General features: G+C 53.6%; 22 protein-coding genes. 4 read left to right on the top strand and 18 right to left on the bottom strand.

What is annotated here, in order from left to right; translation table 11 throughout:
- Positions 1–92: 92 nt before the first annotated feature.
- From D7Z26_RS18070 to D7Z26_RS18055, 4 genes are all read right to left on the bottom strand, one after another.
- Complete coding sequence (locus D7Z26_RS18070; RefSeq protein ID WP_120978406.1) at positions 93–533, bottom strand: MarR family winged helix-turn-helix transcriptional regulator; 441 nt, start codon at positions 531–533, stop codon at positions 93–95.
- Positions 534–802: 269 nt separating this feature from the next.
- Positions 803–1,174 (bottom strand): DoxX family protein, encoded by a 372-nt coding sequence (locus tag D7Z26_RS18065; RefSeq protein ID WP_120978404.1) that lies wholly within the window; start codon positions 1,172–1,174, stop codon positions 803–805.
- 135 nt (positions 1,175–1,309) lie between these two features.
- Positions 1,310–1,732 carry an RrF2 family transcriptional regulator gene (locus D7Z26_RS18060; protein ID WP_120978402.1) on the bottom strand — a complete coding sequence of 141 codons (423 nt, stop codon included), beginning with the start codon at positions 1,730–1,732 and terminating at the stop codon, positions 1,310–1,312.
- 73 nt (positions 1,733–1,805) lie between these two features.
- On the bottom strand, positions 1,806–3,194 hold the full coding sequence (locus D7Z26_RS18055) for an MATE family efflux transporter (protein ID WP_120978400.1): 1,389 nt from the start codon (positions 3,192–3,194) through the stop codon (positions 1,806–1,808).
- 153 nt (positions 3,195–3,347) lie between these two features.
- Between D7Z26_RS18055 and D7Z26_RS18050 the strand changes: the two genes are divergently transcribed.
- Positions 3,348–4,229: an AraC family transcriptional regulator gene (locus D7Z26_RS18050; RefSeq protein ID WP_120978398.1), complete on the top strand. Its 882-nt coding sequence runs from the start codon at positions 3,348–3,350 to the stop codon at positions 4,227–4,229.
- A 55-nt stretch (positions 4,230–4,284) separates the two neighbouring features.
- On the opposite strand, the gene D7Z26_RS18045 is transcribed toward D7Z26_RS18050, so the two are convergent.
- On the bottom strand, positions 4,285–4,776 hold the full coding sequence (locus D7Z26_RS18045) for a hypothetical protein (protein ID WP_120978396.1): 492 nt from the start codon (positions 4,774–4,776) through the stop codon (positions 4,285–4,287).
- 169 nt (positions 4,777–4,945) lie between these two features.
- On the opposite strand from D7Z26_RS18045, the gene pepT reads away from it, so the two are divergent.
- Entirely contained in the window at positions 4,946–6,184 is a 1,239-nt protein-coding gene (pepT, locus tag D7Z26_RS18040) for a peptidase T (protein ID WP_120978394.1), read from the top strand.
- Here pepT and D7Z26_RS18035 read toward each other — a convergent pair.
- The 12 genes from D7Z26_RS18035 to D7Z26_RS17980 form a co-directional block, all read right to left on the bottom strand.
- On the bottom strand, positions 6,138–6,479 hold the full coding sequence (locus D7Z26_RS18035; RefSeq protein ID WP_120978392.1) for an MGMT family protein: 342 nt from the start codon (positions 6,477–6,479) through the stop codon (positions 6,138–6,140). The genes pepT and D7Z26_RS18035 overlap by 47 nt on opposite strands.
- Before the next feature lie 15 nt (positions 6,480–6,494).
- Entirely contained in the window at positions 6,495–7,124 is a 630-nt protein-coding gene (locus tag D7Z26_RS18030; protein WP_120978391.1) for a hypothetical protein, read from the bottom strand.
- A 107-nt stretch (positions 7,125–7,231) separates the two neighbouring features.
- The gene (locus tag D7Z26_RS18025; RefSeq protein WP_120978389.1) at positions 7,232–8,338 is read right to left on the bottom strand and encodes an MBL fold metallo-hydrolase; all 1,107 of its coding nucleotides are present in this window, start codon (positions 8,336–8,338) and stop codon (positions 7,232–7,234) included.
- A 115-nt stretch (positions 8,339–8,453) separates the two neighbouring features.
- Positions 8,454–9,704, bottom strand: a complete 1,251-nt coding sequence (locus D7Z26_RS18020) for a translocation protein TolB (protein WP_120978387.1) — start codon at positions 9,702–9,704, stop codon at positions 8,454–8,456.
- A 156-nt stretch (positions 9,705–9,860) separates the two neighbouring features.
- Complete coding sequence (locus tag D7Z26_RS18015; protein ID WP_120978385.1) at positions 9,861–10,778, bottom strand: polysaccharide deacetylase family protein; 918 nt, start codon at positions 10,776–10,778, stop codon at positions 9,861–9,863.
- On the bottom strand, positions 10,768–12,054 hold the full coding sequence (locus tag D7Z26_RS18010; RefSeq protein WP_120978383.1) for an MFS transporter: 1,287 nt from the start codon (positions 12,052–12,054) through the stop codon (positions 10,768–10,770). The genes D7Z26_RS18015 and D7Z26_RS18010 overlap by 11 nt, the downstream gene beginning before the upstream one ends.
- Before the next feature lie 404 nt (positions 12,055–12,458).
- The gene (locus tag D7Z26_RS18005; protein ID WP_325050460.1) at positions 12,459–13,358 is read right to left on the bottom strand and encodes an NAD(P)/FAD-dependent oxidoreductase; all 900 of its coding nucleotides are present in this window, start codon (positions 13,356–13,358) and stop codon (positions 12,459–12,461) included.
- 66 nt (positions 13,359–13,424) lie between these two features.
- Complete coding sequence (locus D7Z26_RS18000) at positions 13,425–13,865, bottom strand: Rrf2 family transcriptional regulator (RefSeq protein WP_120978380.1); 441 nt, start codon at positions 13,863–13,865, stop codon at positions 13,425–13,427.
- A gap of 98 nt (positions 13,866–13,963) precedes the next feature.
- The gene (locus tag D7Z26_RS17995; RefSeq protein ID WP_120978468.1) at positions 13,964–14,671 is read right to left on the bottom strand and encodes a DNA alkylation repair protein; all 708 of its coding nucleotides are present in this window, start codon (positions 14,669–14,671) and stop codon (positions 13,964–13,966) included.
- Between the two features lie 86 nt (positions 14,672–14,757).
- Positions 14,758–15,879: a Ger(x)C family spore germination protein gene (locus tag D7Z26_RS17990; RefSeq protein ID WP_120978378.1), complete on the bottom strand. Its 1,122-nt coding sequence runs from the start codon at positions 15,877–15,879 to the stop codon at positions 14,758–14,760.
- Positions 15,876–16,997 carry a GerAB/ArcD/ProY family transporter gene (locus D7Z26_RS17985; protein ID WP_120978467.1) on the bottom strand — a complete coding sequence of 374 codons (1,122 nt, stop codon included), beginning with the start codon at positions 16,995–16,997 and terminating at the stop codon, positions 15,876–15,878. The genes D7Z26_RS17990 and D7Z26_RS17985 overlap by 4 nt, the downstream gene beginning before the upstream one ends.
- On the bottom strand, positions 16,960–18,456 hold the full coding sequence (locus D7Z26_RS17980) for a spore germination protein (RefSeq protein ID WP_120978466.1): 1,497 nt from the start codon (positions 18,454–18,456) through the stop codon (positions 16,960–16,962). Before D7Z26_RS17980 ends, D7Z26_RS17985 begins: the two co-directional genes overlap by 38 nt.
- Before the next feature lie 198 nt (positions 18,457–18,654).
- Here D7Z26_RS17980 and D7Z26_RS17975 point away from each other — a divergent pair, with 198 nt between their 5' ends.
- Positions 18,655–19,497 carry an SDR family oxidoreductase gene (locus D7Z26_RS17975; RefSeq protein ID WP_120978376.1) on the top strand — a complete coding sequence of 281 codons (843 nt, stop codon included), beginning with the start codon at positions 18,655–18,657 and terminating at the stop codon, positions 19,495–19,497.
- 94 nt (positions 19,498–19,591) lie between these two features.
- On the opposite strand, the gene D7Z26_RS17970 is transcribed toward D7Z26_RS17975, so the two are convergent.
- Positions 19,592–20,755 (bottom strand): iron-containing alcohol dehydrogenase, encoded by a 1,164-nt coding sequence (locus D7Z26_RS17970; RefSeq protein ID WP_120978374.1) that lies wholly within the window; start codon positions 20,753–20,755, stop codon positions 19,592–19,594.
- 204 nt (positions 20,756–20,959) lie between these two features.
- Between D7Z26_RS17970 and D7Z26_RS17965 the strand changes: the two genes are divergently transcribed.
- Positions 20,960–22,426: a methyl-accepting chemotaxis protein gene (locus D7Z26_RS17965; protein ID WP_120978373.1), complete on the top strand. Its 1,467-nt coding sequence runs from the start codon at positions 20,960–20,962 to the stop codon at positions 22,424–22,426.
- Positions 22,427–22,487 lie beyond the last annotated feature (61 nt).

Here is a 22,487-nt window from a genome sequence, read left to right as displayed (position 1 = left end):
GTTTCATATAGGTTTCTCGATTTCATATTCCGTAAACCTTCGGCCAGGCTCCATATATCTCTAATTTAAGATATCTGACGGAAAAAGGGCTGCTAAAACCCCTCCTCCGCATACTTTCCTAGCTTCTTCAGCAGTTTGCTCGCAGCAAGCTTTTCCTCTTCCGTCAAACCGCTAACGGCCTGGCGAATCGTATCTGCATGACCAGGGAACACTTCCTCCATAAACGCCTTACCCGCATCTGTAACTTCCGCATAGATCAAGCGTCGATCCTCCGTAGAAGCTCTTCGCCTCACTAGAGCCTTCTTCTCCAACTTGTCGACGACGTAGGTAATATTGCCGCTGCTCATAAGCACTTTGTCGCCGATCTGTTGCAACGGTTGTGGACCTTTATGGTAGAGAAGCTCAAGTACGCCGAATTCGGTACGGTTCAAGCCGTTGCTCTTGATGTCCCGGTCCGCATGCGCGTTGACCCATTGGCTAGCGCGACTCAAGGCGATGAAGAGATCGAGCGAACTATCGTTAGGTTGCGTCATGACTTTCACCTCACTTATCTTTACTTGTTATATCTTAAATTAAAGATAATACAATTGCGAACGAATGTCAACTCCCAATAAAAACACTTCAACCGAAGCTCTCGAATGCAACTTTAACTGCCCAACATCAATAATCCTCTCCCGTAACTCTCCAACATAACTAGCACTCCTCATACACCTCGCCTACAACCGAGACACTCCCATGCAACAAAAAACGCTTCATCCGATTCATTCGGATGAAGCGTCTTCTATTCAATGCCCTTTACTTATTAGAAACCAGGAAAGTCCGATAGGTCGCCCGACAAGATCAAGAACAAGACGATCGGCAAGACGCAAAGTATGACGGCGGGGAACGTTTGCTTGAACGAATCCTTCACCCGAACGTGTACGAGGACTCCGACGAGCATCGTGAATCCGAGCCACAAGCCCGCGACGGCAGCCCAGCTCGGCTCCCAGAAACCAAGGATTAACGCGATCGCGCCCGCGGCTTCGACCAACCCGGTCACGACTCTGAACCATTGCGGAAGATGCCAGTTTTTGAAATTATCAACGTGCATCTGGACGCCCGCGATCTTGGAAAAACCCGCTCCCAAGAATGCCAGACCTAACAAAGCCTGCAATACGATAGCTACGATCTCCATGGTTTAATCTCCTCTGGGCCTAATACTGAGCTTATAACAAGCACAGTAATGGCTAAAATAAAATGCAGCTAACGCTCCGTTAACTGCACCCGTTATAAGCACATAATAATGTCGACTTGCCTTCCTGTCAATCCTTTAGATGAAATCAGCGATCGTATGCTTTTTGAGATACTCCAAGGTATGAAGTTCTGCCTCCGTCAGAATATCCGCCAGCTTTTCGTCGAGTCGCTTGCCCTCGCCGCCGCAATCCCCGGCATCGCCGGATTCCATCGCTTCCGTGCCGTCGCATTTCACGGCGGAATAAACATCGGCAAGCGTAATCTGCTCCGCCGGCACCTTAAGGCAATAACCCCCGTCTCTGCCTTCGCGGGCTTCCACGAGCCCCGATTGCGCCAACGTCGCGAGTACTCTGCGCATGAACGTCGCGTGCGAATTGACTTGATCGGCGATTACCGCGCTGGACAAGAAGCAATCGCTTTGCGCCAGACCCACCAGAATATGAACGGCCACCGTGAAACGCGGCGGCCCGAATTGACCGGATTTATTCGAAGTGCCCATGTCGCCCACCTCCTATCGGTCTATTGTACCCCTGCCGATTGTCGCCGCGCAACAAACGGCATACGGCTAATCCTCAGACCGATAGCGCCCCATCCCGGGCATCCAACCCAGGCGAAGCCTTTGGCTCTTTCGCCTTCTCCGCTTTGCGCAAATATTTCTGCCCCCTCCAACGAAACAGAACGAGCAAACCCCGCACGTATTCATCGGTGATCATACAGCTGTATATCGCAACCAAGCCCCAACCGGCTTCGATTCCCAGCGCATAGGAGCAACCCGTAGCGATCAGCGTCATGGAGACAAGCGCGACAACCATCGGATAACGGGTATCTCCTACGGCGCTCAGCGCGTTATTCATCCCCATGTTGAGCATCTTGGCGGGCTGCAAGAGAAGGTTCAAGGCAAGCAGGGATTTCCCGATCGCCAGAATCTCCGGATCCGACGTGAATACCCGCATGAAATAGTTGCCCAGCAGGAACAACAGAAGCGCGTTCGCGGTAACGAGAGCTAGACCGATGTACAGCGCGCGGAAGCTTTCCCGGTAGGCTTCGCGCGTCTTCGATGCGCCGAAAAGATGGGCGATCCGAATCTGTATGGCAAGCGCCACGGCATAACCGAGCATGAAACAGAACGACTCCATCGAGTTCATATACGTCCGAGCGGCTAGCTCCTTGGCGCCTAGCATCGCGATGAACGAATAGATAGCCAACTGCGAGAATACCCATCCCGACATATTAACGCCGAGCGGCCAGCCGATGCGGAGAATATCCTTGTATAGCCTCAGGCTGAACGTACGTAAATCGGCGAAACCGATTCTACGCTCGAAAGAGTTCATGAAGACGTAGAACAGAACGATTACGGCCACGAGGCGGCACACGTTATCCGACACCGTTACCCCGAACAACCCCCATTTCGGGAACCCCCAAGCGCCGAAAATAAGCACGTAGTTCAAGAAAATATGGAGAATGTTCATAGCGATGCCCGTATACATCGGAGCCCGGGTGTTGCCGGTATTGCGAATGGCCGTGCCGAGCGCAGCCATCATGGCTCCTAGGAACATGCCTCCCCCGACGTATCTAACGTAAGTATCCCATAACGGCAACAACTCGTCGGACACGTTAAGCATTCCGGCAAGCTGATGCGGGAACGTGAACAGAATAGCGCTCATGGCCAGTCCGATGACCGCGCAAGACGTAAGCCCCATGATTGCGATCGTACGCGCGTCTTCCGCTAGCTTGGAGCCGATCTTCTGGGCTACGAGAATGCCCGCGCCGCTCGCGACCGTCATGAACAGTGTCGTAAGCGCGCTGAAAAGTTGACCCGACAAGCCCACAACGGCGACAGCATCGTCCGATATCCGGCTGACCATGATCGTATCAACCGTCCCTAACAACATTTGCAGAAAAACTTCTAGAAAGATCGGCCAAGCGAGTGCCCAAAGGCCGAATTTGTTATCCGTTTTCATAATTCCAACTCCCGATAACTCCAGGTTGTGATTGCCATGCGATTGATTAGACATTAACCGCATAACAAATTATAGTAGGAATATGAAAACCCGTGTGTCAGTTTTCAAACCAAAACTTTCATTATTCCAACTTCAATTATAAGGGGATCGCCCATGAATTTATTGGAATTCACTATCCCGCCGCTTCTCAGCTATATTACGGCCGGATATACGATATTCGCGGAAGGCGACCGGCACGTTAGCAGGAGAAATATTCGCGTATTCGATCTGTTGGTCGTTACGAAGGGATGTCTATATATCGGGGAAGAGGAAAGGTTGTACGAGGTCAATGCGGGCTGCGCGCTTATCCTGCGCCCGGATTGCTATCATTACGCGACGGAGGGCTGCAAGGAAACGACCGAACACTATTGGGTCCATTTCCAGACGAACGGCGCTTGGACGGCGACGGATACGGCGCCGCCCAGACAACATACGGAACCCTACGACGCACAGACAGAGTCGCAGAAGTTCGACACGCGATCCTTTCCATTGGGATTGCCGCAATTCGCCAAGCTTCCGCATCCCGGCAAGCTGGAGGAGTCTCTCGAGCAGCTTGTCTCGCTCGAACCCGAAGCCCACCTCAGTGCCTCCCAATTCAAGCAACAGCTACTATTCCAAGAAGCGCTCAGAATTCTCGCGACCGGCTTGGAATCCGGGCGTACCACTCCGGCTACCGCATGCGCCGAACAAGCGGCCGCCTACTTGCGCAGCCGCTACCGCGAGCCGATTACCGCCCATACGCTCGGGGAAGCGTTGAATTTCCATCCGGTCTACGTTGCCCGGTGCATGAACAAAGAGTATGGAAGCTCCCCGATGGAATACTTACTTCGCTACCGGATCGAGCAGAGCAAGCTGCTGCTCATGCAAACCGACTATACGATCGCGCGGATCGCCGAGGAGGTCGGTTTTAACCAAGCGCCCTACTTTAGCTCCTGTTTCTTGAAGTTCGAAGGAATCTCCCCCCGCCAATACAGGCAACGTTTCTCTCAGGGTTAGCGGCTACGGCTTGTCCGATTCGCAAGAAAGCGGAGCCCGTATTGCCTTCCCTATTTTAGGAGTAGCTTATTTCGCAACGGGAGCCGAGCGGAATCATCTCGGACAAATATTTCCGAATAAGCTCCTGCTCGATGTCGGTTAGCGCGTCCGTCGTGTGAACGTTGAAATGAAGGATTCCCGTATTGTAATCATATCTGCTGAACGCGATTCCGCCGTTCGCGAGCATGGCGTTCATCGCCTTCTCGATGCCCGCGCGATCGAGATCCCTCCGAAGCGCGGTTTGTATGACGGTGTCCGGCAGCTCGCTCACTTGCGGAACACGATCCGCTTGGACCATGGAGTACGCCTTGATCTGGAAGCACACGTACGACGGCAAGTAGCCGTCAACGAACCGTTTAAGCTCATCGGCATCACGCTCCGGCAATTCCAAGTCCTCGTTCCATACGTATAAGGTGGCCGCGTTCCTCCCGCTAGTATGGGCTCTGACGTATCTCAGCTGCGGATAGTACTGCTTGATCAATTGCTCGGACAACAATCGCGTCCCCATCGTTATCGCCCCCGTATATCGGAATCAGCGTACGGAATGATTACGCTTTCATTTTACTGGTTTACTTCCATCCTATTCAAGTGGAAATCCTTTCAGAATCGTCTTCGTTCCGTTCCTTTCGGAACCCCTTCGAACTTTGGTACAATAGGCTCAAGGAGCTGAGTGAATAGTGAAAAACGAGATTATCGAGAGATTCAAAACATACGCGATGGTGGATACGCAGTCCAACGAGAGCAACCAGAGCTGCCCGACGACCGAAGGCCAACTTAAGCTAGGCCGCATGCTCGTGGACGAGCTCAAACAGATCGGCATGCAGGAAGTCACGATCGACGATAACGGTTATGTCATGGCGACTTTGCCTTCCAACACCGACAAGCCGGTTCCGACTATCGGGTTCCTTGCGCATCTCGATACGGCGACCGACCTGACCGGCAAAGACGTAAAACCCCAAGTCATCGACAACTACGACGGCAACGACATCGTTCTGAACGAACGGAATAACGTCGTTCTGTCTCCCCGGGAATTCCCGGAGCTCGCGGGTTACAAAGGGCAAACGCTCATTACGACGGACGGCACGACGTTGCTTGGCGCGGACGACAAAGCGGGAATAACCGAAATCATGACCGCCATGGCCTATCTGATCCGGCACCCGGAGATCAAGCATGGTCGCGTCAGAGTCGCCTTTACGCCGGACGAGGAAATCGGACGCGGTCCGCATCGCTTCGACGTAGCCGCATTCGATGCCAGTTACGCGTACACGATGGACGGAGGGCCGCTCGGCGAGCTGCAATACGAGAGCTTTAACGCGGCGGTCGCGCGCATTACGTGCGCAGGCAAGGTCGTGCATCCCGGTACCGCCAAGGGGAAGATGATTCACTCCGCGAAGATCGCCATGGAAATCCATAACCGGCTTCCGGCGGAAGAAGCGCCCGAGTACACCGAGAACTACGAGGGTTTCTTTCACCTGATCTCGATTAACGGCACCGTGGACGAAACGAAGCTTCACTACATCATTCGCGATTTCGACCGGGAACGGTTCGAAGAAAGAAAAGCGGAATTGACGAGCATCGTGGCGGAACTGCAGGAGACTTACGGGGACAATCGGATCGTGCTGGAGATCAAAGACCAGTATTTCAATATGCGCGAGAAAATCGAGCCGGTCAAACAAGTCGTCGACATTGCCTACCAAGCGATGAAGAACCTCGGGATCGATCCGATCGTGCAACCGATTCGCGGGGGAACGGACGGCTCGCAGCTTTCTTATATGGGATTGCCTACGCCGAACATTTTCGCGGGCGGAGAAAACTTCCACGGCCGCTTCGAATACGTCTCCGTAGACACGATGCTCAAAGCGACGAGCGTCATCGTGGAAATCGTTCAGCTGTTCGAGCAGCAGGCGGAGGGTTAAACCGGTATTCGTCCAAGTCGATAACGCCTCCTAGGCCGATCTCGACTCCTTCGTTCTCGAGGTAGAGCTTCTGCATGTAGCGAGACTCTTCCTCTTGAATAGCAACCTCGCCTTTCGCATTCACCACGCGATGCCAGGGCAGGCCGTGCTTCGCGCTTAGCGAATGCAAGATTCTCACGACCTGCCTGGCCCCTCTGGGGCTCCCCGCGCACTCCGCGATCTGTCCGTACGTCATGACGCGTCCTTCCGGAATGCTCTTGATGATCTCGATTACGCTCTCCGTAAATGGCTTCATTCGTCTAACCTTCCCTTACGACAAATATGCGCCCGTAGCCGAGCGATGTACCGACCGGCTATGCCTGCTTCTGCTGCGTCCGGACCGATCACCGGCGAAAGCCAACGTTATGAAGAGCATCGTCAGGGCATAAGCGCCCGCGGCAATGTAATAAGCTAGACGGAATTCCTGGCTCGCTTCCATGAAGAACCACAAGTAAACCATCGCTCCCGCGCCGACAACCCACATCGTCCAGAGGAACAATCCCCTGCGATTGCCGGAACGAGTCGTTTTGCTTGCATACGCTTGCCACTCGCGTCCCGGATCGATGTTATGCAGGCTCGATAAATCGGGCTCTAGCACGTCCTTCAGGTACCTCGCCAACAAGTCGTGCTTCCTGTAGCTATGCATGATCTGCAACGTGTAGAAAATGGCAAGCATCGGCGCCAAGATCAGCGCCTGCCGATACCCCGAGTTCGCAATGCCCACCGTCAACACGAGCGTGAGCAGAATGCCCATCTGGGCCGCGAACCCGTCCCTCTGCCGCATGCGCATCTTCATCTCGTGCCGGATGTCTTCTCTTACTTGCTCGTAATGGCCGATTCTCGTGTCGTCGCTATGCAAGGCCGCAAGATGTCCTGTTTCCGGAATGGAACGTTCATTCATCGCGCTATCCTCCAATAGACAGACATTGTAAGCCCATTCTAGCATATTTTCCGCGGTCACCCTAAAAAGATAGACTAGAATTCAAACGATCCGTTCCGAACGATCGATTACTTCCACCATTCAGCCGATGAATAGGTCGAATCGCCGATACGGACGGTTTCCCCGATTCTTGGCGTAACTATGTTTACGTTGCGGGATAAAGCGGCTCTCGTCGCTCGTTCGACGGGATCGGTCCATGCGTGCATGGCGAGCGTGAAAGCTCCCCAGTGGATCGGAATCATCGCTTTTCCCCTAACATCCACATGCGCTTGAACCGTCTCCTCGGGCATCATATGGATCGCCGCCCAACGTTCGTCGTATTGCCCGCACTCTATGAGCGTAAGATCGAAGGGTCCGTACTTCTCCCCGATTTCCTTGAAGTGAGGTCCGTACCCACTATCTCCGCTGAAGTATATATTCGCTTGCCGCCCGCGAATGATCCACGAGCACCAAAGCGTCGAGTTGCGATCGCCTATGCTGCGTCCGGAGAAATGGCGTGCCGGAGCGGTTGCGAGCTTCAATCCCTCGAAGTCGATTTCTTCCCACCAATCATGTTCGCTGATCGCCGATGGATCAACGCCCCAGCGGATCAGATGAGCTCCGACGCCGAGAGGAACGAAGAAGCGTCTCACCTTGCTTTTCAGCTTCAGGATCGAGCCGTAATCCAGATGGTCGTAATGATCGTGCGAGAGGATAACCGCGTCGATATCCGGCAAGCTGTCGATATCGACCGGCGGCTCCTGACTATAGCGTTTGCCTCCGAACATCGGAAAAGGCGATGGAGCTCTGCCCAGCATCGGATCCAGGAACAGCGTTAAGCCGTCGATCCGAAGGAGAGCAGCGGAATGCCCGTACCACGTTACCGTTGCCTTGTCCTCTTCGTCCGCTCGGAATCCGTCCGCGGAGAACGGCACGACCGACAAGGGCTGGCGCGGCCTGCCGTGGGGATTGCCTTTCATGAATTCGACGAGCAACTTCGCCGCGGAGCCCGCACTCATCCCCATCGAGGTCGGAATCTGGTTCTCGAACTTTCCTTCGGCGCGATTGGGCGACCTCTCGATCGCGCTTCGGCTGGCCCCCGACGACTCCCCTCCGAGAGAGGGATACAATTTCATGATCAAATAACCCGCTAACGCGAGGATTACGATAACTGCTGCAACGATCCAAATCCACATTCCGACAACCTCTTCCCACTGCCTTAACGGCTATCCATTTTGAAGATATACGACAATCGTATACCGAATCGATAGAGAAATCCAGAAAGGCCCGCGCTGGATGACGGGGAAAGCGCTAAGAATCGATATCCAGCACCGCGTTCCAATCCCAACGGCCATAGAAGCCGTCAACGGGATCGATGTCTTTGATCCACACGGAAGGATGCTTGCCGCCGCGTCCGGAGACGAGTACGTCGGCTTTCTCGTTGCCGGAGCGCACCCATGCGAGTTGACCCGCGCGCGGGAAGTATTGCGGACCGGAATCGCCGTAGCGAACCGGGGGCTGCGTGATCGGCTTGTAGCGCGCGCCTTGAAGCTTAATTTCGACGAGCTGGGCTTGGGGAGAAAAGGGTTTCGGCTTCGATCCTGTTTGTTCCTTCGCCCTCGAAACGATAATATGCGGTTCCCCTTCCCAGGTGAAGCCTTGGTCTACGTACCCTTTCGGCGTAAAGGAGACCGGCTTCCCCTCCGGGGCATCCAGAACCATCAACCGTTTATTGCTCGTGGCTTCTCTTCCGATTCCTCCGATATAAGCAAGCCGATCTGTGCGATCCGCCCACTGGAACCATCGCTCGTCATTCAGCATCTGATCAACCTTACGGAACAGGGAACCGTCCGCCGAAAGCAAGCACAAAGTATTGCTATCTGCGGACAGCGACGCGGTGGGATTGGCGATGAACGCGATCCAGCGCCCGCTGCGGGAATACTTAAATCCGCTCGTATCCACGGCGAAGAAATCTTCGGACATTTTCGGAAGCTCGAACAATCGCTTCGTCGTTTTCGCCGCGGGCGTACCCTTCAGCGGAATTTCGACGATGTCTACGGGCGTCCAGCTCCCGCTTGGCAATAACTCCGCCTGCGTCGATGCGATGAACCCGTTCCCGTCGGGCAACCAAGAAAAATTCCCGATGCCTTGCGCGGCTTCCGCGGGCGCGTCGGGTTTGTCCGCCCGCATCCAAAGGAGCTTCTGCCCATCCTGATAGGCGAGCTCATTGCGCCCCGGAGCCCATTGGTAATTCCGAAGCCCTTTAACATGGGCCACTACGCGATTGCGTCCCGTCGGAACATGGAGCAACCGAAGCTCTTCCCCTTCCTTCCCTTGCGAGTAAGCGACCCACTCCCCGTCGAACGACCATTTCGGATAACGAATATGCTCCCCTTTCGTCATTTGCCGTTCCGCGTCGCCCTTCTTAAACCATAGATCCCCGTCTCTGACGAAAGCCGCCTTTAACGTATCCGCCGGCTTCGCTTCGACCCGAATCCCGCTCCCGCCGCTTACCATCGAGAACAAAATCAATCCCGCTACCGTCTTATGGAGTAAACGCATGTCCTTTTCGTGCCCCTCTGCAAAGTAATGCGGTCGCGCTTTACCGCCAACCGTTACGATGTCCCCGCCATGGAAAAATATGCAACGAAAAATCCCGCAGGCGCGAACTCGTTAGAGTATCATCGCGAACGGGATCCATAATTCGTCGTACGTCGGCTATTTTCTGAGCAATTCCCTGGCCAAAGAGAACGCGGAACGCACCCGCGACCGTCGCCCATGCTTGCGGACGTAATCGTAATTCGTCAGGATGACGCCGGCATCCCGGATCGCGTAAGCGAAGTCCTCATCCAGCATGAGTTTGTATTCCCACACCCGTTTCTCCCAGTGCGGAACCTCGACGAGCATGCGCGAATCCTCGACGGCCGGATGAATGTAAGTTTCGCTGATTCCTTCGGGAAGATCGTACATTTTCGCGATCATCATCGCTTTGAAGCTCTCGTAGGTTTCGCCTTCGACGATGTGGAAAGGATGGGACAGCAAGTAGTCGGGAATCGCGACTCCAAGCACGCCCGCGAGCGCCGATACTTTGGATACGATGCGGTCCGCTCCCGGGATTCCGGAGAGCAATTCGTCCTTGGGGTCGATCTTGCGGAACAGCCTGAACGGAAGCTTCCACCTCGCGCATTGGCGCAGCACTTGCGGGAGGTGGCTGCGTCCGGTCGCCATTCCGTATAAGCTGCCCATGTGGTTGTCGGCGTGACTCAACCGGATACCGCGGCTACTCGCCGCTTCGTATTGCGCCGCAAGTTCCTTCATGACGGCTCCGGTATCGGCCTGTCGCTCGAATTGTTCGACCGTCTTAACCATATGTCCGCTCTCGTCATGCAGCGAGGGATGTCCGGTTAGACTAGGCCAACGTATCGCGTCGAATTCGCTCGTCAAGGTAAGGTGCAGGCCGACGTTCGCCTGCCCTCTACGTTTGCACCATTCCGCCGCTTCTTCGAAGCCGGGAGCCGGAGCCATGATCGTGGCCGAGCTTACCCGCTGCTCTTCAAGCAAATGCATGATCGCCGCGTTCATCGGCGGACTCTGCCCGAAATCGTCGCAGTTGATGATTAAATGTTTAGGACTCATTCGCCGGCTTCCTTTCTAATCGGACGAACAACGATACGACGATCGAGACGACCAAGAGGATGAACGGAATGACGCTGATCAAGTAGCGGAACGTCGATTCCGGATCCGTACCCGGATTATCGCCGCTCTCGTAGTGGAAAACGACTCCGACGATAAAGAACGCCAGAGCGGAGAGGAGTCCGCTGGAACGAGTAATGAATCCGCTAACGGCGGTATAGACGCCTTCGCGACGGCTGTTCGTCTCTTCGGAATCGCGGTCGATGATCATACTGTTCACGATCGGAGGCGTAACCAAGAAACCCGCCAATCCGAAGCCGACCAGAATACCCGCGATAATCCCGCTTATCAGGTTCGTTCCGAACCAGAGCGGAATGACCGATAACGCATAGGCTACGAACGCCATACGCCAGCCTTTCACCGGGTCCATCTTGCGAATGAGCCAAAACCATACCCCTACCAAGGGAATGACCGACACGAATACGGAAGCGAGCAAAATCGTGTTCTGCTCTTCCGGGATTCGAAGAACGTATTTCGCGTAAAAAGGAATCGTCGAAGCAATTAACCCGTTAACGGTCTGAGCGAACGAATTGGCGATATTCACGAGCCAGAACGTCTTGTTCTTGAGCGTCAGGCGAAACGCTTCCTTGAACCCGAGCTGCGGCGCCTTGATCGCTTCCTCGTCTTCTTTCACGTTGCGAAGGAAAAGCAGCATGAAGCCGGCGAACAGCAGCGAATAAATAATGGCCATGCTTCCGAAGCCCAGCGCTTTGTAGAGGAACGGCGTTGCGGCGGTACCGATCAGAATGCCGACGATCTGATAGCCCTGCTGGATGGACGATGCCTTCGCGCGAACGCGATCTCCCCTGAATAACTCCGGAAAAAGCGCCCCGTAGTTCACCCATATGACCGTCGCGACCGCTTCGTAGAATACGAGCGAGACCAGAAACCACGTAAACAAGCCCATCTCCGACATATCCTTCGGAGGCGAGAACACCATGATGAACGATAGCATGAAGAGCGGGATCGCTCCGAACAGCCAAGGCCGCCTCCGCCCGTACTTCGTGTTCGTCCGGTCGGACCAATACCCGACCAAAGGCTGATTCACGGCATCCCAGATCAGGAACACCGTGCGCGCTACCGTGGCTAGCCCGATTCCAAGCCCCAGCGTATCGACGTAATAATAATTGTAGAACGTGCTGAAGGCTTGGCTGGGAATCATCATTGCCAGCATCCCGAGAGCATACATCATCGGGGAATTCACGTATTTCCTTTTCATCGGGGTTCCTCCGCCTTCATCAGAATGAAACCGCATTCAACTATCTGCGCCGACTTGAAGTCCTTCAACTGTAATTCGCTCGATTCAATTCCATTTCCTTCCTGATCGTGTCGAATTATGAAAAAAGAGGCGTTGTCGTCGAAAAGGTTGCAAAAATACAACTAATTGGAGGCAGTTGGCCGAAATTCGGTCATGAGTTGGAAAAAGTCCACTTAAACCCACTTCCGGCGCCGTTTTTCGTTTATTTCGGAACAATTATATGTACTTTTTCCAGATAAAATCTACCGCTTTTCTGAATAAGATAATTTATATGTATATTTTCCAATTGATCTCTCACTTCTTGGTGAAGCACCTGAATTTATACTAGTCTTGCGAAAAAACCGGAGCGGCCAAGCCGCCCCGGTTCAGAAATCCTCTAACGTTAGCGCCATATTGACGCCCATTGCCGCTCTGCTTCCGCCCGCCGCAGCTATGATTAGCTGCGATGGCATGATCACCGCATTGTCTCCGGCCGCGAACACGCCTTCGACGCTTGATTTGCCTAAGTCGTCAACGATGATTCCGCCTTTCTCGTTCAACCCGCAGCCTAGGGACTCCGCGATCGGAGTGGCATGCTTCAGCTTCGAACCGACGAATCCGGCCGATCTCGCGATCTCCGAACCGTCCTCGAAAACGATGCTTCGCATTTGCCCTCCTTGCCCTCTAATCCCCGATATCCGCTGAAAGAACACTTGAAACCCTTTGCTTCGGAGCTTATCCGCTTGTTCCGGAGTCAGAACATTCGCGCCGTTCGTGCAGATCGCAAGGTTCTTGCTCCAATTGCTCGTCGTCATCGCCATATGGTAAACGTGCGGATCGTCCAATATGACGACCAAAGGTTGATCCCTGATCTCCCAACCGTCGCAGTACGGGCAACTGAACAAGGATTTGCCGTAATGCTCTCTTAAACCGGGAATGTCCGGCAATAATTCCTTCAACCCCGCCGCGAGAATGATTTTGCGGGCACGGAACGCTTCTCCTTGCTCGGTGAATGCCAAGAACGTTCCATCTAGCTGCTTGGATACTTGGGCGATCGCGACATCCTTCACTTGGACCGACGGATACTTCTCCAGATCTCGGCGGGCGATCGCCCTTAACTCGCTTGGCGTCACTCCGTCCCGCGTCAAGAAGCCGTGCGATTCATGCGTGACCTTGTTGCGGGCTTGATTGTTGTCGAATAGAGTTACGTGCCTTCTCGAACGCCCCAGGACGAGCGCGGCGCTAAGACCCGCGGGTCCGCCTCCGATAATTACGCAATCCAACATGATATTCGCTCCTTTTCTATTGTTTATATTATGGATACTTGTTGTCTTTAATTCCGGTAAAAAAAATTACTGCGCTTCCCGGTTAACGAAAGCCCTCATCGCTTCTCCGGCTTGATCGGCTATATCGGCGATCGTACGCTCCCGCAATAATTGCTCCATCCGGTTCTCCGCTTCGTTCATGACCGACTGAATCAAACACCTCGACGAGTGTCGGGAATCATGATGCGTATCGCATTCGAACAAGGACTCCTGACCTTCAACCGCTTCGATGACGTCTAGGAAGGACACATCTTCCGGCTTTTTCGTCAGCCTGTAACCCCCGTTCACGCCCACCGTCGATTCGACGAATCCGGCTTTTACGAGCTTCGCCATAATCTTGGATAGGTACGTCGGAGACAGGTTCTGAAAGTCCGCGATCGGCTTCACTCCAAGCGACTTCCCGGTCGGCGCGACAGCTAAATAAACGATGGTGTGCAAAGCATAGTTCGTCGCGTTCGAGTATTTCAAATTGCGCCCCTCCGAATTACAGACTATATTTGTCTTTAATTATAGGTCGCGGGGAAGCCGAAGTCAACTTCCCTACGGCACATTCCCGAATGGCTCCCTCAACAAATACAAGTTTTCCTCTTTCGGCCCACCCGATCCATCAAAACGATTTTATCGATATAGTCGGTAGCTAACGGCACCTTGCACGCAGTCTCTCCCACATTAACATGGACTTTGCCTATCGCTTCCGCGACTCCCTTCGCGATACCTTGTAAGGGAACTACGTATGTCCCGACCGCGATAACGAAGCCGTTCATCGTATACCGGACGCGGTTGCGCTCTCCGTGAATGCTCGCTTCGATCCGTCGCAACAACGCTTGGATCTCCTCCATATCGAGCTCCTCGTCGGGTGCGATCGAAACGTAGTTGGCGTAGGTGCTCCAACCGCAAGTCGCAACTTGCTCGTCCGGAGATTCGATCCACTCCCTGGCCAGCTCTAACGCGTAGGGGCCCTCGGCGGCAACGCCCGCGACGGTATATTCGGCGATCATGTACCAATAGGCGCCGCGCGCCCATTCCCGTAGCACTTCTTTCGCGACCGTCTTCGGATTTACCGTCAATCCCGCCAAGTACATGGCATCGCTATTCCCCGTTGCATATAGAGCAAGGGCAATGTCCTGATCCTTCTTCACGTCCTTGACCAGCTTCTTCATATCGCCGACCCGAACGCCGAACAACGGCTCGCGCGCCCCATGGCGAATATGCGTCTTCTTCGTTTGTTCCGTTCCCATTTCTTCCAAGCTTCGCATCGCTTCTCTTAGCGTTATCGCCATCCGAATATGTACCTCCTTGAAGTAAAGACCGAAACCTTGATCCCTACTCCTTCTCCCCCGAATGCCCGTTCTCCTGCTCGTCAATCCGTGATTCCCGTATTGATGATCTGCAGGGAAACGCTCGTATCGAACGGAATTCTCGGATACTCCTTATTCCAATCGAGTTGTTCCCAAACCTTCGGGTGAAAGGACATCAGCCTGCGGGCAATGCCGAACCCGTCGTGATTGGCTCGTTGAATTTTCTCGACGACATCCTGCGCGTTCGAAGTCAACTCCCGCGAGAGGTGCCGCTCCAGATCGTGCATGACGGCCATCTTATACAAATGATTGCTCGGATCCTCGACCACAGTAACCCGGAGCCTCAAATGGAGCCGCGCTCGAATTTCCCCGTCCTTCGTAACCGTCACCTTAAACTTCCGCTTTGCTTTATTAACGTCGACCGTGACGTATTCATAGCCATCTGGCGCGCTCGGAGTATTCGACTTGAGCGTTAACTTGAGCGTCTTGCCGATCTGGTCGCATAAGAGGAGGTAAAGTTTGGATTCGTCCAAATTAAGCTTACCCGTCATGCGAGTTCCGCTGAACAAGGCGGTTCCGAGCAAGGATGGCATACTGTCCTTGATCGTCAAATAAGGCACCGCGAAATCGTATCCGCGATCCAACGGATGCAGCGTCTGTATATTCACGTCGGGAATAGAGGAAGTGTCCACGGAGCTTTTCAAGAGATTGTCGATATATAAACCGATTGTACGACTTCCGATTTTTCGCAGCTCGACCATCTCTTTAGCCGTCCCTTGCGTCACCGCGACCCTTGCGCTGAGCGGGCTTTTGGGATCGCGATAATAGACGTCCATGTGCGGCATGAAATCATGGTTTTTGGCCAACTCTTCTCCCAGCAGAAGAACGCGCATTTTCGAATTGGAATAATCTCCGGAGACTTCGTCGTTAAGGAGGTCCCTGGCATGCTGGGTCGTCCGCGCCAGTACGGTATGTACCTCGCTCAAGTCCTTGCTTCCCAGCTCCGTGGTCGTAATGTCCCGGATAGAAACCGTTGCGACAAGCTTATCTCCTTGACCCGCGTCCATCCCGCCGATGCTTACGTTCCTCTCGTCCTTCAGAAGGTGCTGATCCCAACACCCGCACAATAGAAAAAAACCGCACAGTCCCGCACGCAGACCGATCCGAGCCCATCGCTTCTTCATCCCGGCTGCTCCTTCCCTTTTATTCCGAAACCATACGATATGCCTAACAGAATAAGCGGAAAACCTACAAGCAAGGCGCCGGACAAAATACCTACGTACGTCTGCAAAACATTGATCATTTCCTGATTATGGGGAATTAGCGAGATAATCAAAATGAACAAGGCCACGTAAGGAGCGGTACGCCGATGCTTTTTCTGCCCCAACAAGACGGATATCGTTCTGGACGACATGAAGAGATAGGCTATGACCGTAGAGACGACCACGACTGCCCAGATCGTCATGAAATAAAGATCCGCCCGTTCGATTATCGTAAAGGATAAAGCTTTAACCATATACAGTACAGGCTGCGGTATCACTTTAAGCTCCTCCGGACTGAACACGATCAGACAGGTGAATACCAAGAAGGTGTAGAACAAAGTAGAGAAAATGTTGGCCAAAACGGTAGCTTTCAGAATGCTTTTGCCCTCTCCCAGCACATAGGGGAAACAGAACAAGAGCATCTCGAACCCGTAAAACGAGTTCATTGATTTTACGACACCTTTCAGAATGCTGGGAAACCCGCTCTGGTTAATCGGCAAAATATACAGGATATTGGCATCCCGAAAAGCATAGGCTGCGATGATGACCAGGAGAAAGATCAAAACGAACGTCAACACGAGAAACCGCGCAATCGTCCGGATATTCTCCTGAGCAATGTATAGGGAGGCTATGAGCGCCAAACTCAAGATTACCCAAGTCGGCGTGTTGGTGAATATCCAATCCTTGATCACGTCCGCGAACAGAACCAATACCAAGCTGCATTCGAGAATAAAAAACGCCGCATAGAAAACGAGCACCGTTTTGCCGAATACTTTCCCAAGCAACAATGGCAAATATTCCAGAAAAGTAACCGACGGAAATCTCCTTGCCAACCCCCACATGACCAGAATGAGCAGGAATGCCGTTACGCCGGACAGAATAACCGATATCCAAGCATCGTTGAAGGCAACGGATTGAACCGAGGAAGGCAAGAACAATACGCCTACGCCGATCTGAGCTTGAATGACCGTCATCATGAATTGTCCAGGCGTGATCTTCTCTTTAGCCGCGATCATCGCCGTTCCCCTTCCGCTTGCCATTCTCTTGCTCCAACTTCAAAGGCCGCGCGTCCAACGGTCGCTCGTTCAGCTTCCAGAAAGGGGACCGAATAAGCGCGTCTTTCCAATCCTTCAGGCGCATAGGCGAGGCAGGAGCGAAATAAGGGGTTCCGAAAGACTCTAGCTTGCAGAGGTGGGCGAAGATCATCGTCAAACCGAAGAAAATCCCGATAAAGCCGAACAACGACGCGAGGATCATCACGGGAAACCGCAGAAGCCGGACGGAATAACTCATCTCGTGGGAAGGAATGACGAACGAGGCAATCGCTGTCAAAGCGACGACGGTAATCATCGGATAGGATACGAGACCGACCTTCACGACGGCGTCCCCGATGACCAAACCTCCTACGATGCCGATCGTCTGGCCGATCGGAGAAGGGAGGCGCATGCCCGCTTCCCTGAGCAGTTCGATCGCGAGTTCCATGAACAGGGCTTCCAGTATCGGGGGATAGGGAATTTTCTCGACGCTGCCTTTGATCTGATAGAACAGCTCCATCGGGATAACCTCGTAGTGAAACGATAAGACCGCGATATAATAAGCCGGAAGGGTAATCGCAATGAAAAAGCTAAAGAGTCTCAGCAGTCTGATAAACGATCCGGCCAAGGAACGGCTGTTATAGTCGTCGGGAGATTGATAGAACGCGAAAAAGGTCACGGGCATAACCAACGCCGCCGGAGTTCCCTCCGTCAGAAGAGCCACACGTCCCTCCAATAAGTTGCCTACCACCCTGTCCGGCCTTTCCGTCTGCAAGATTTGCGGAAACGGAGAGTACGATTGGTTCTCTATATATTCAAGCAACAGATAGCCGGACATGATGTTGTCGGCGTTAACCGCGGATATTCGTTGGTCGATCTCATCCACGACTTCCGGATTCGCCAAGTTGTTCAAATACACGATCGCCGCATCCGTCTTCGTGATATTGCCGAGCGTATATCGTCGAACGATCAGATTTCGGCTATTGATCTGTTTGCGGATAAGCTGAAGATTCACGGGCAAGCTTTCGATGAATCCGTCATGCGACCCTTGAATCGATTTCTCGTTCGCCGGCTCGTCCACGCTTCTCAGGTTAATGAAAGCGGCCCTAACCGCATGGCACTCTTGGCGACCCTCCAGGAATATGACGGCATAACCCCGGAGCATAAGGTCGATTACGGGTTCAAGGCTGCTATATTTCTCCACGAGAGTAGCCGTCAGAACGACTTCGAGGTCGTCCGCTCCCGCTTGCGCCATCGGCTTCAGGATCGTTTCGTGTATTTTCTGGGAGTCGCATACGGAACTGAGGTATAAAAGGACCCCGGGCTTCGATAAGTAGGCGAGAGGACGCCGCACCAAATCTTCGGTGCGAAAAAGCGCCTGTTCGATATAAGCGAAATTATCTTGAAGCGTAGGGCTAACCGGCTTATCGTTCTCCTTCGCCGGAGCGGCTTTTTTTCTACTCATGTTTACGTGACGATTGTTGGAAAACATATTACGAAAAAAACCCATAACCCCACCCCGCTTCACCATGAAATCAAAGGGTATTGTTTCCAAATCGTGAATTCCTTATTCTCGGAGGGGGGATGGGCAATCTCCCCGCGTTTGTTATAATTGCCAAAGAGCTGCCCAATCGAATCCATTAATAAAGGGGTTGTATTGCGTATGAGTAAAACGATTGCGATTACGGGAGCTTCCGCGGGCATCGGACTGGCGACGGCGCTTCTGTTCGCGAAGAACGGTTGGACGGTGTTCGCGGGCACGCGGAATGTCGAGCGGGACCAAGCCGCTTACGGACAGGTAGCCAACTTAAGCTGGCATGAGATGGAAGTGACGGATCCCGCCTCCCTGGAAAGAACTTTCGGGGAAATCGGACAACAAACGGGAGGCAAGCTGGACGTCCTGTTCTGCAATGCCGGATTCGGCTATCTGCGCGCTTTGGGTCAGGCGCCGATGGAAGAGATCAAGGACGTGTTCGATACGAACGTCTACGGAGTCATGCATACGATCAAAAGCGCGCTTCCGCTGCTTCGCGAAGCAGGCGCCGCGCATATCATCGCGACTTCGAGCGTGGGCGGTCTGGTCGGCCAGCCGTTTAACGAAGTGTACTGCGCGAGCAAGTTCGCCGTGGAAGGCTTGCTGGAGAGTATGGCCACTTATTACAAGCCTTTGTTCAACATCGACATTACCTTGCTCGAACCGGGCGCCATCGCCACGAATTTCAATCAAACCGTCCTGAAGCAGATCGGCAGCACCGGGGGCATTCTGGAAGACGAATACAAAACGCTGATCGATGCCTACATCGCTAATTTCTCGAAGCGCGCTTCCGTTCCCCAAACCTCCGAATCCGTGGCCGAGGTCGTCCTCGATCTCGTTAAGCAAGAGGTCAAACCGCTTCGCGTTCGAACCTCGGAAGCCGCGGAGCGGTTCGTTTCCTTCAAAACCCGGAATGATCCTACCGGGCTGGAAGGCATGCTCAATACCCGCAAGCTTCATCTGGGATTATAGAATCATAACTCCCGGCAAGCATAAAGGGCAGCTCTTCAGGTCGTGAAACGACCCGAGGAACTGCCCTTTCATATGATCGAACCGTTTCTCCAGCTTACAAGGATGCCGTCAGGATGTTGACTACATCGTCTTTGTTCAGTTGCTTGAAGGTCCCGATCGGACCGAACCGCGTAGCTTCATCAGCCATCCGGTCCAAATGCTGGCCGTCGATGTCGAGTTCTCCGAGCGTAGCCGGCGCTCCAATGCGCGTGAAGTATGCGCGCGTAGCCTCGATGCCCGCGATCGCGAGCTCGTCTTCGCTCTTGCCGGCCGGATCGATGCCCCATACCCGTTCGGCATATCGCGCGAATTTGCCTACGCGTTCCTTGTAAACATACTTCATCCAATTCGGGAAAATAATCGCGAGCCCCGCCCCGTGGGCGATATCGTAAATCGCGCTTACCTCGTGCTCGATGCCGTGCGTCGCCCAGTCGGTGGTTACCCCGTTCGGTAACGTTCCGTTCAAGGCATAGGTGCCGGCAAGCAGAAGGTTCGCCCGCGCGTCGTAATCGGTTCCGTCCTCGAGCGCCTTCTCTCCGTTCTCGATAACGGTCAGCAGAATCGATTCGGCAAACCGCTCCTGGAGAGGAATGTCCGTCGTCAACGAGAAATACTGCTCGAACACGTGCGACATGATATCGACGATGCCGTTAACCGTCTGATTCCGGGGAACGGAATAGGTTAGCTTCGGATCGAGAATCGAGAATTGTGGGTATACGTGCTTGCTGCCCAGTCCCCGCTTTTCCTTCGTTTCCCAGTTGGAGATCACCGCGTTTCCGTTCATTTCCGAGCCGGTCGCAGCCAAGGTCAGCACCGTACCGATCGGCAGCGCCTCCTGGATAACCGCCTGGCGGATCGTAAAGTCCCATACGTCCCCGTCGTATAACGCGCCCGCCGCGATCGCTTTGGCCGCGTCCAATACGCTGCCTCCGCCTACCGCTAACACGAACTCGATTTTCTCCGCGCGGCAGATTTCTATCCCCTTGTTCACCGTTGTCAGACGAGGATTCGGTTCGATGCCGGAAAGCTCGTGGACGATCGCCTTGATTTCGTTAAGCTGAGAAATCACGTCGTCGTATAATCCCGATTTCTTAATGCTTCCGCCGCCGTAGACGAGCAAGACCCGTTTGCCGTAAGGCTCGACCAATTCTCCTAGCCGGCTGACCTTATCCGCCCCGAAGACTAGCTTCGTCGGATTGTATAATTCGAACGCGTTCATGCTCCTCATCCCTTTCCAGGTTGACTAGTTATATACCGCTTGCACCTTAGTGTACCATTCTTAAGGAAGTCTAGCACGATTGCTTGGGAACAATTGAACATTCGTACTCGACCTTGCCCGTTCTCCGATGTTGGACTGTCGGACGGTGGCGACATATGGTATTATTTTTACTAAAATATTCCTTGTTGGAAGGCGGACATCTTAGTGCAATTAAACGAAACATTGCATCTCAGAAACAAACTTCTAGTGAAAGTACTCTGGGGCATGCTCGCGCTCGGCATCATCGTGGATTTCTTGACGGCCGCTCCCGCGAGATCGATCGTCATGCTCGTTATCGTGGGAACGATCGCCTGCGGATTGGCAACGACGCTTACGTACAAACGTTGGTTATCGAACTATATTATGTATTTAGTATCGTCGATCATTACCGTACTTACGCTTCTCTTGGTTCTGACCGATCCCGTCATTACGACTTACTTCCTCGTCTATATCAATCTCGCCATCATGACCCTTTACAGCAATTCCCGATCGATCGCCTTCTCCGGACTATCCGGCGCGGCGGTAACCGTCTACTTATTCGTTAGCCCATATAGCGAAAAAATGTTCGGAGACAATGCCTTCTCCACGTTGCTAATGTATCTCGTGCTCGTCGCTGCGCCCCTTTATTTCTCCGCGAAATTCAGCGAACGTCTGCAAGCGGAAGCGCACTCCCAGCGCGAGCAAGCCTTCTCCGAGAGAAACCGGGCGCAGGGCATCGTCGACAATGTCGCGGTCTCCCTTGCCGCGTTAAACGATTTCAGTTCTAATCTGAAGACGAACATGACCTCTACCGGCACGATCTCCAAGGAAGTGACGACCGCCTTCGCCGAAGTGACGGCCAGCATCGAGATGCAGACGACCGGCATTAACGGCATGAGCGAATCCGTTCGTTTCGTCGAGCGTGAAGTTTTCTCGTTAGCGGAACGTTCGAACGAAATGAAATCCTTGTCGGAAAGCTCCGTTCAACTGACGGAAATCGGCAGTCGGGAAGCCGAAGTTCTCGAGAGCCGGATGGAGCACGTTCATACGACCATCGACTCGTCGGTCGAATTGATGACCGAATTGAACGAGCAGAATCAGCAGATCGGAAGCATCGTCTCGACGATCAAGAGCATCTCCAACCAGACGAACCTGCTTGCCTTGAACGCGGCCATCGAAGCCGCGCGGGCGGGCGAGCACGGCAAAGGCTTTGCCGTCGTCTCTCACGAAATCCGCAAGCTGGCGGAATCGTCCAAGGAATCGACCGAGCAGATCGAGAACATTCTCGAGACGATCCGCTCGAAGACGACGCTCGCCGCCGAACAGGTCATCGAAGGACAGCAGACGGTGTCCGAGAGCAGCGCCGCGGTCAAGAAGGTTGCGGAGGTTATGCGCTCGCTCGCGCGGGATGCCTCGAAGGTAGAGCAGCAATCGACCGAAGTGAACCGGTCCGCCGACGACCTGCAGCATCAATACAATAAGATTACCGATCAGATCGTCACGATCGCGGGCGCCACGGAACAGAACATGGCCTCCGTTCAAGAGATGTCCGCCAGCATGACGACCCAGGACAAACGGATCGGAGACGTGGTGGATAGCTTCCTGCAGTTGGACAAGCTTGCTTCGGATCTCAACAAAATGGCCGGCCGTTAGGCGGTCAAGGTACGGAATGCGTCAAGAAAGCCGCCAGTACCGTCTTATGCGACGGTACTGG

The sequence above is a fragment of the Cohnella endophytica genome (genome assembly GCF_003628305.1).
Lineage (GTDB): Bacteria > Bacillota > Bacilli > Paenibacillales > Paenibacillaceae > Cohnella > Cohnella endophytica.
This window is presented reverse-complemented; position numbering and strand designations above follow the sequence as displayed.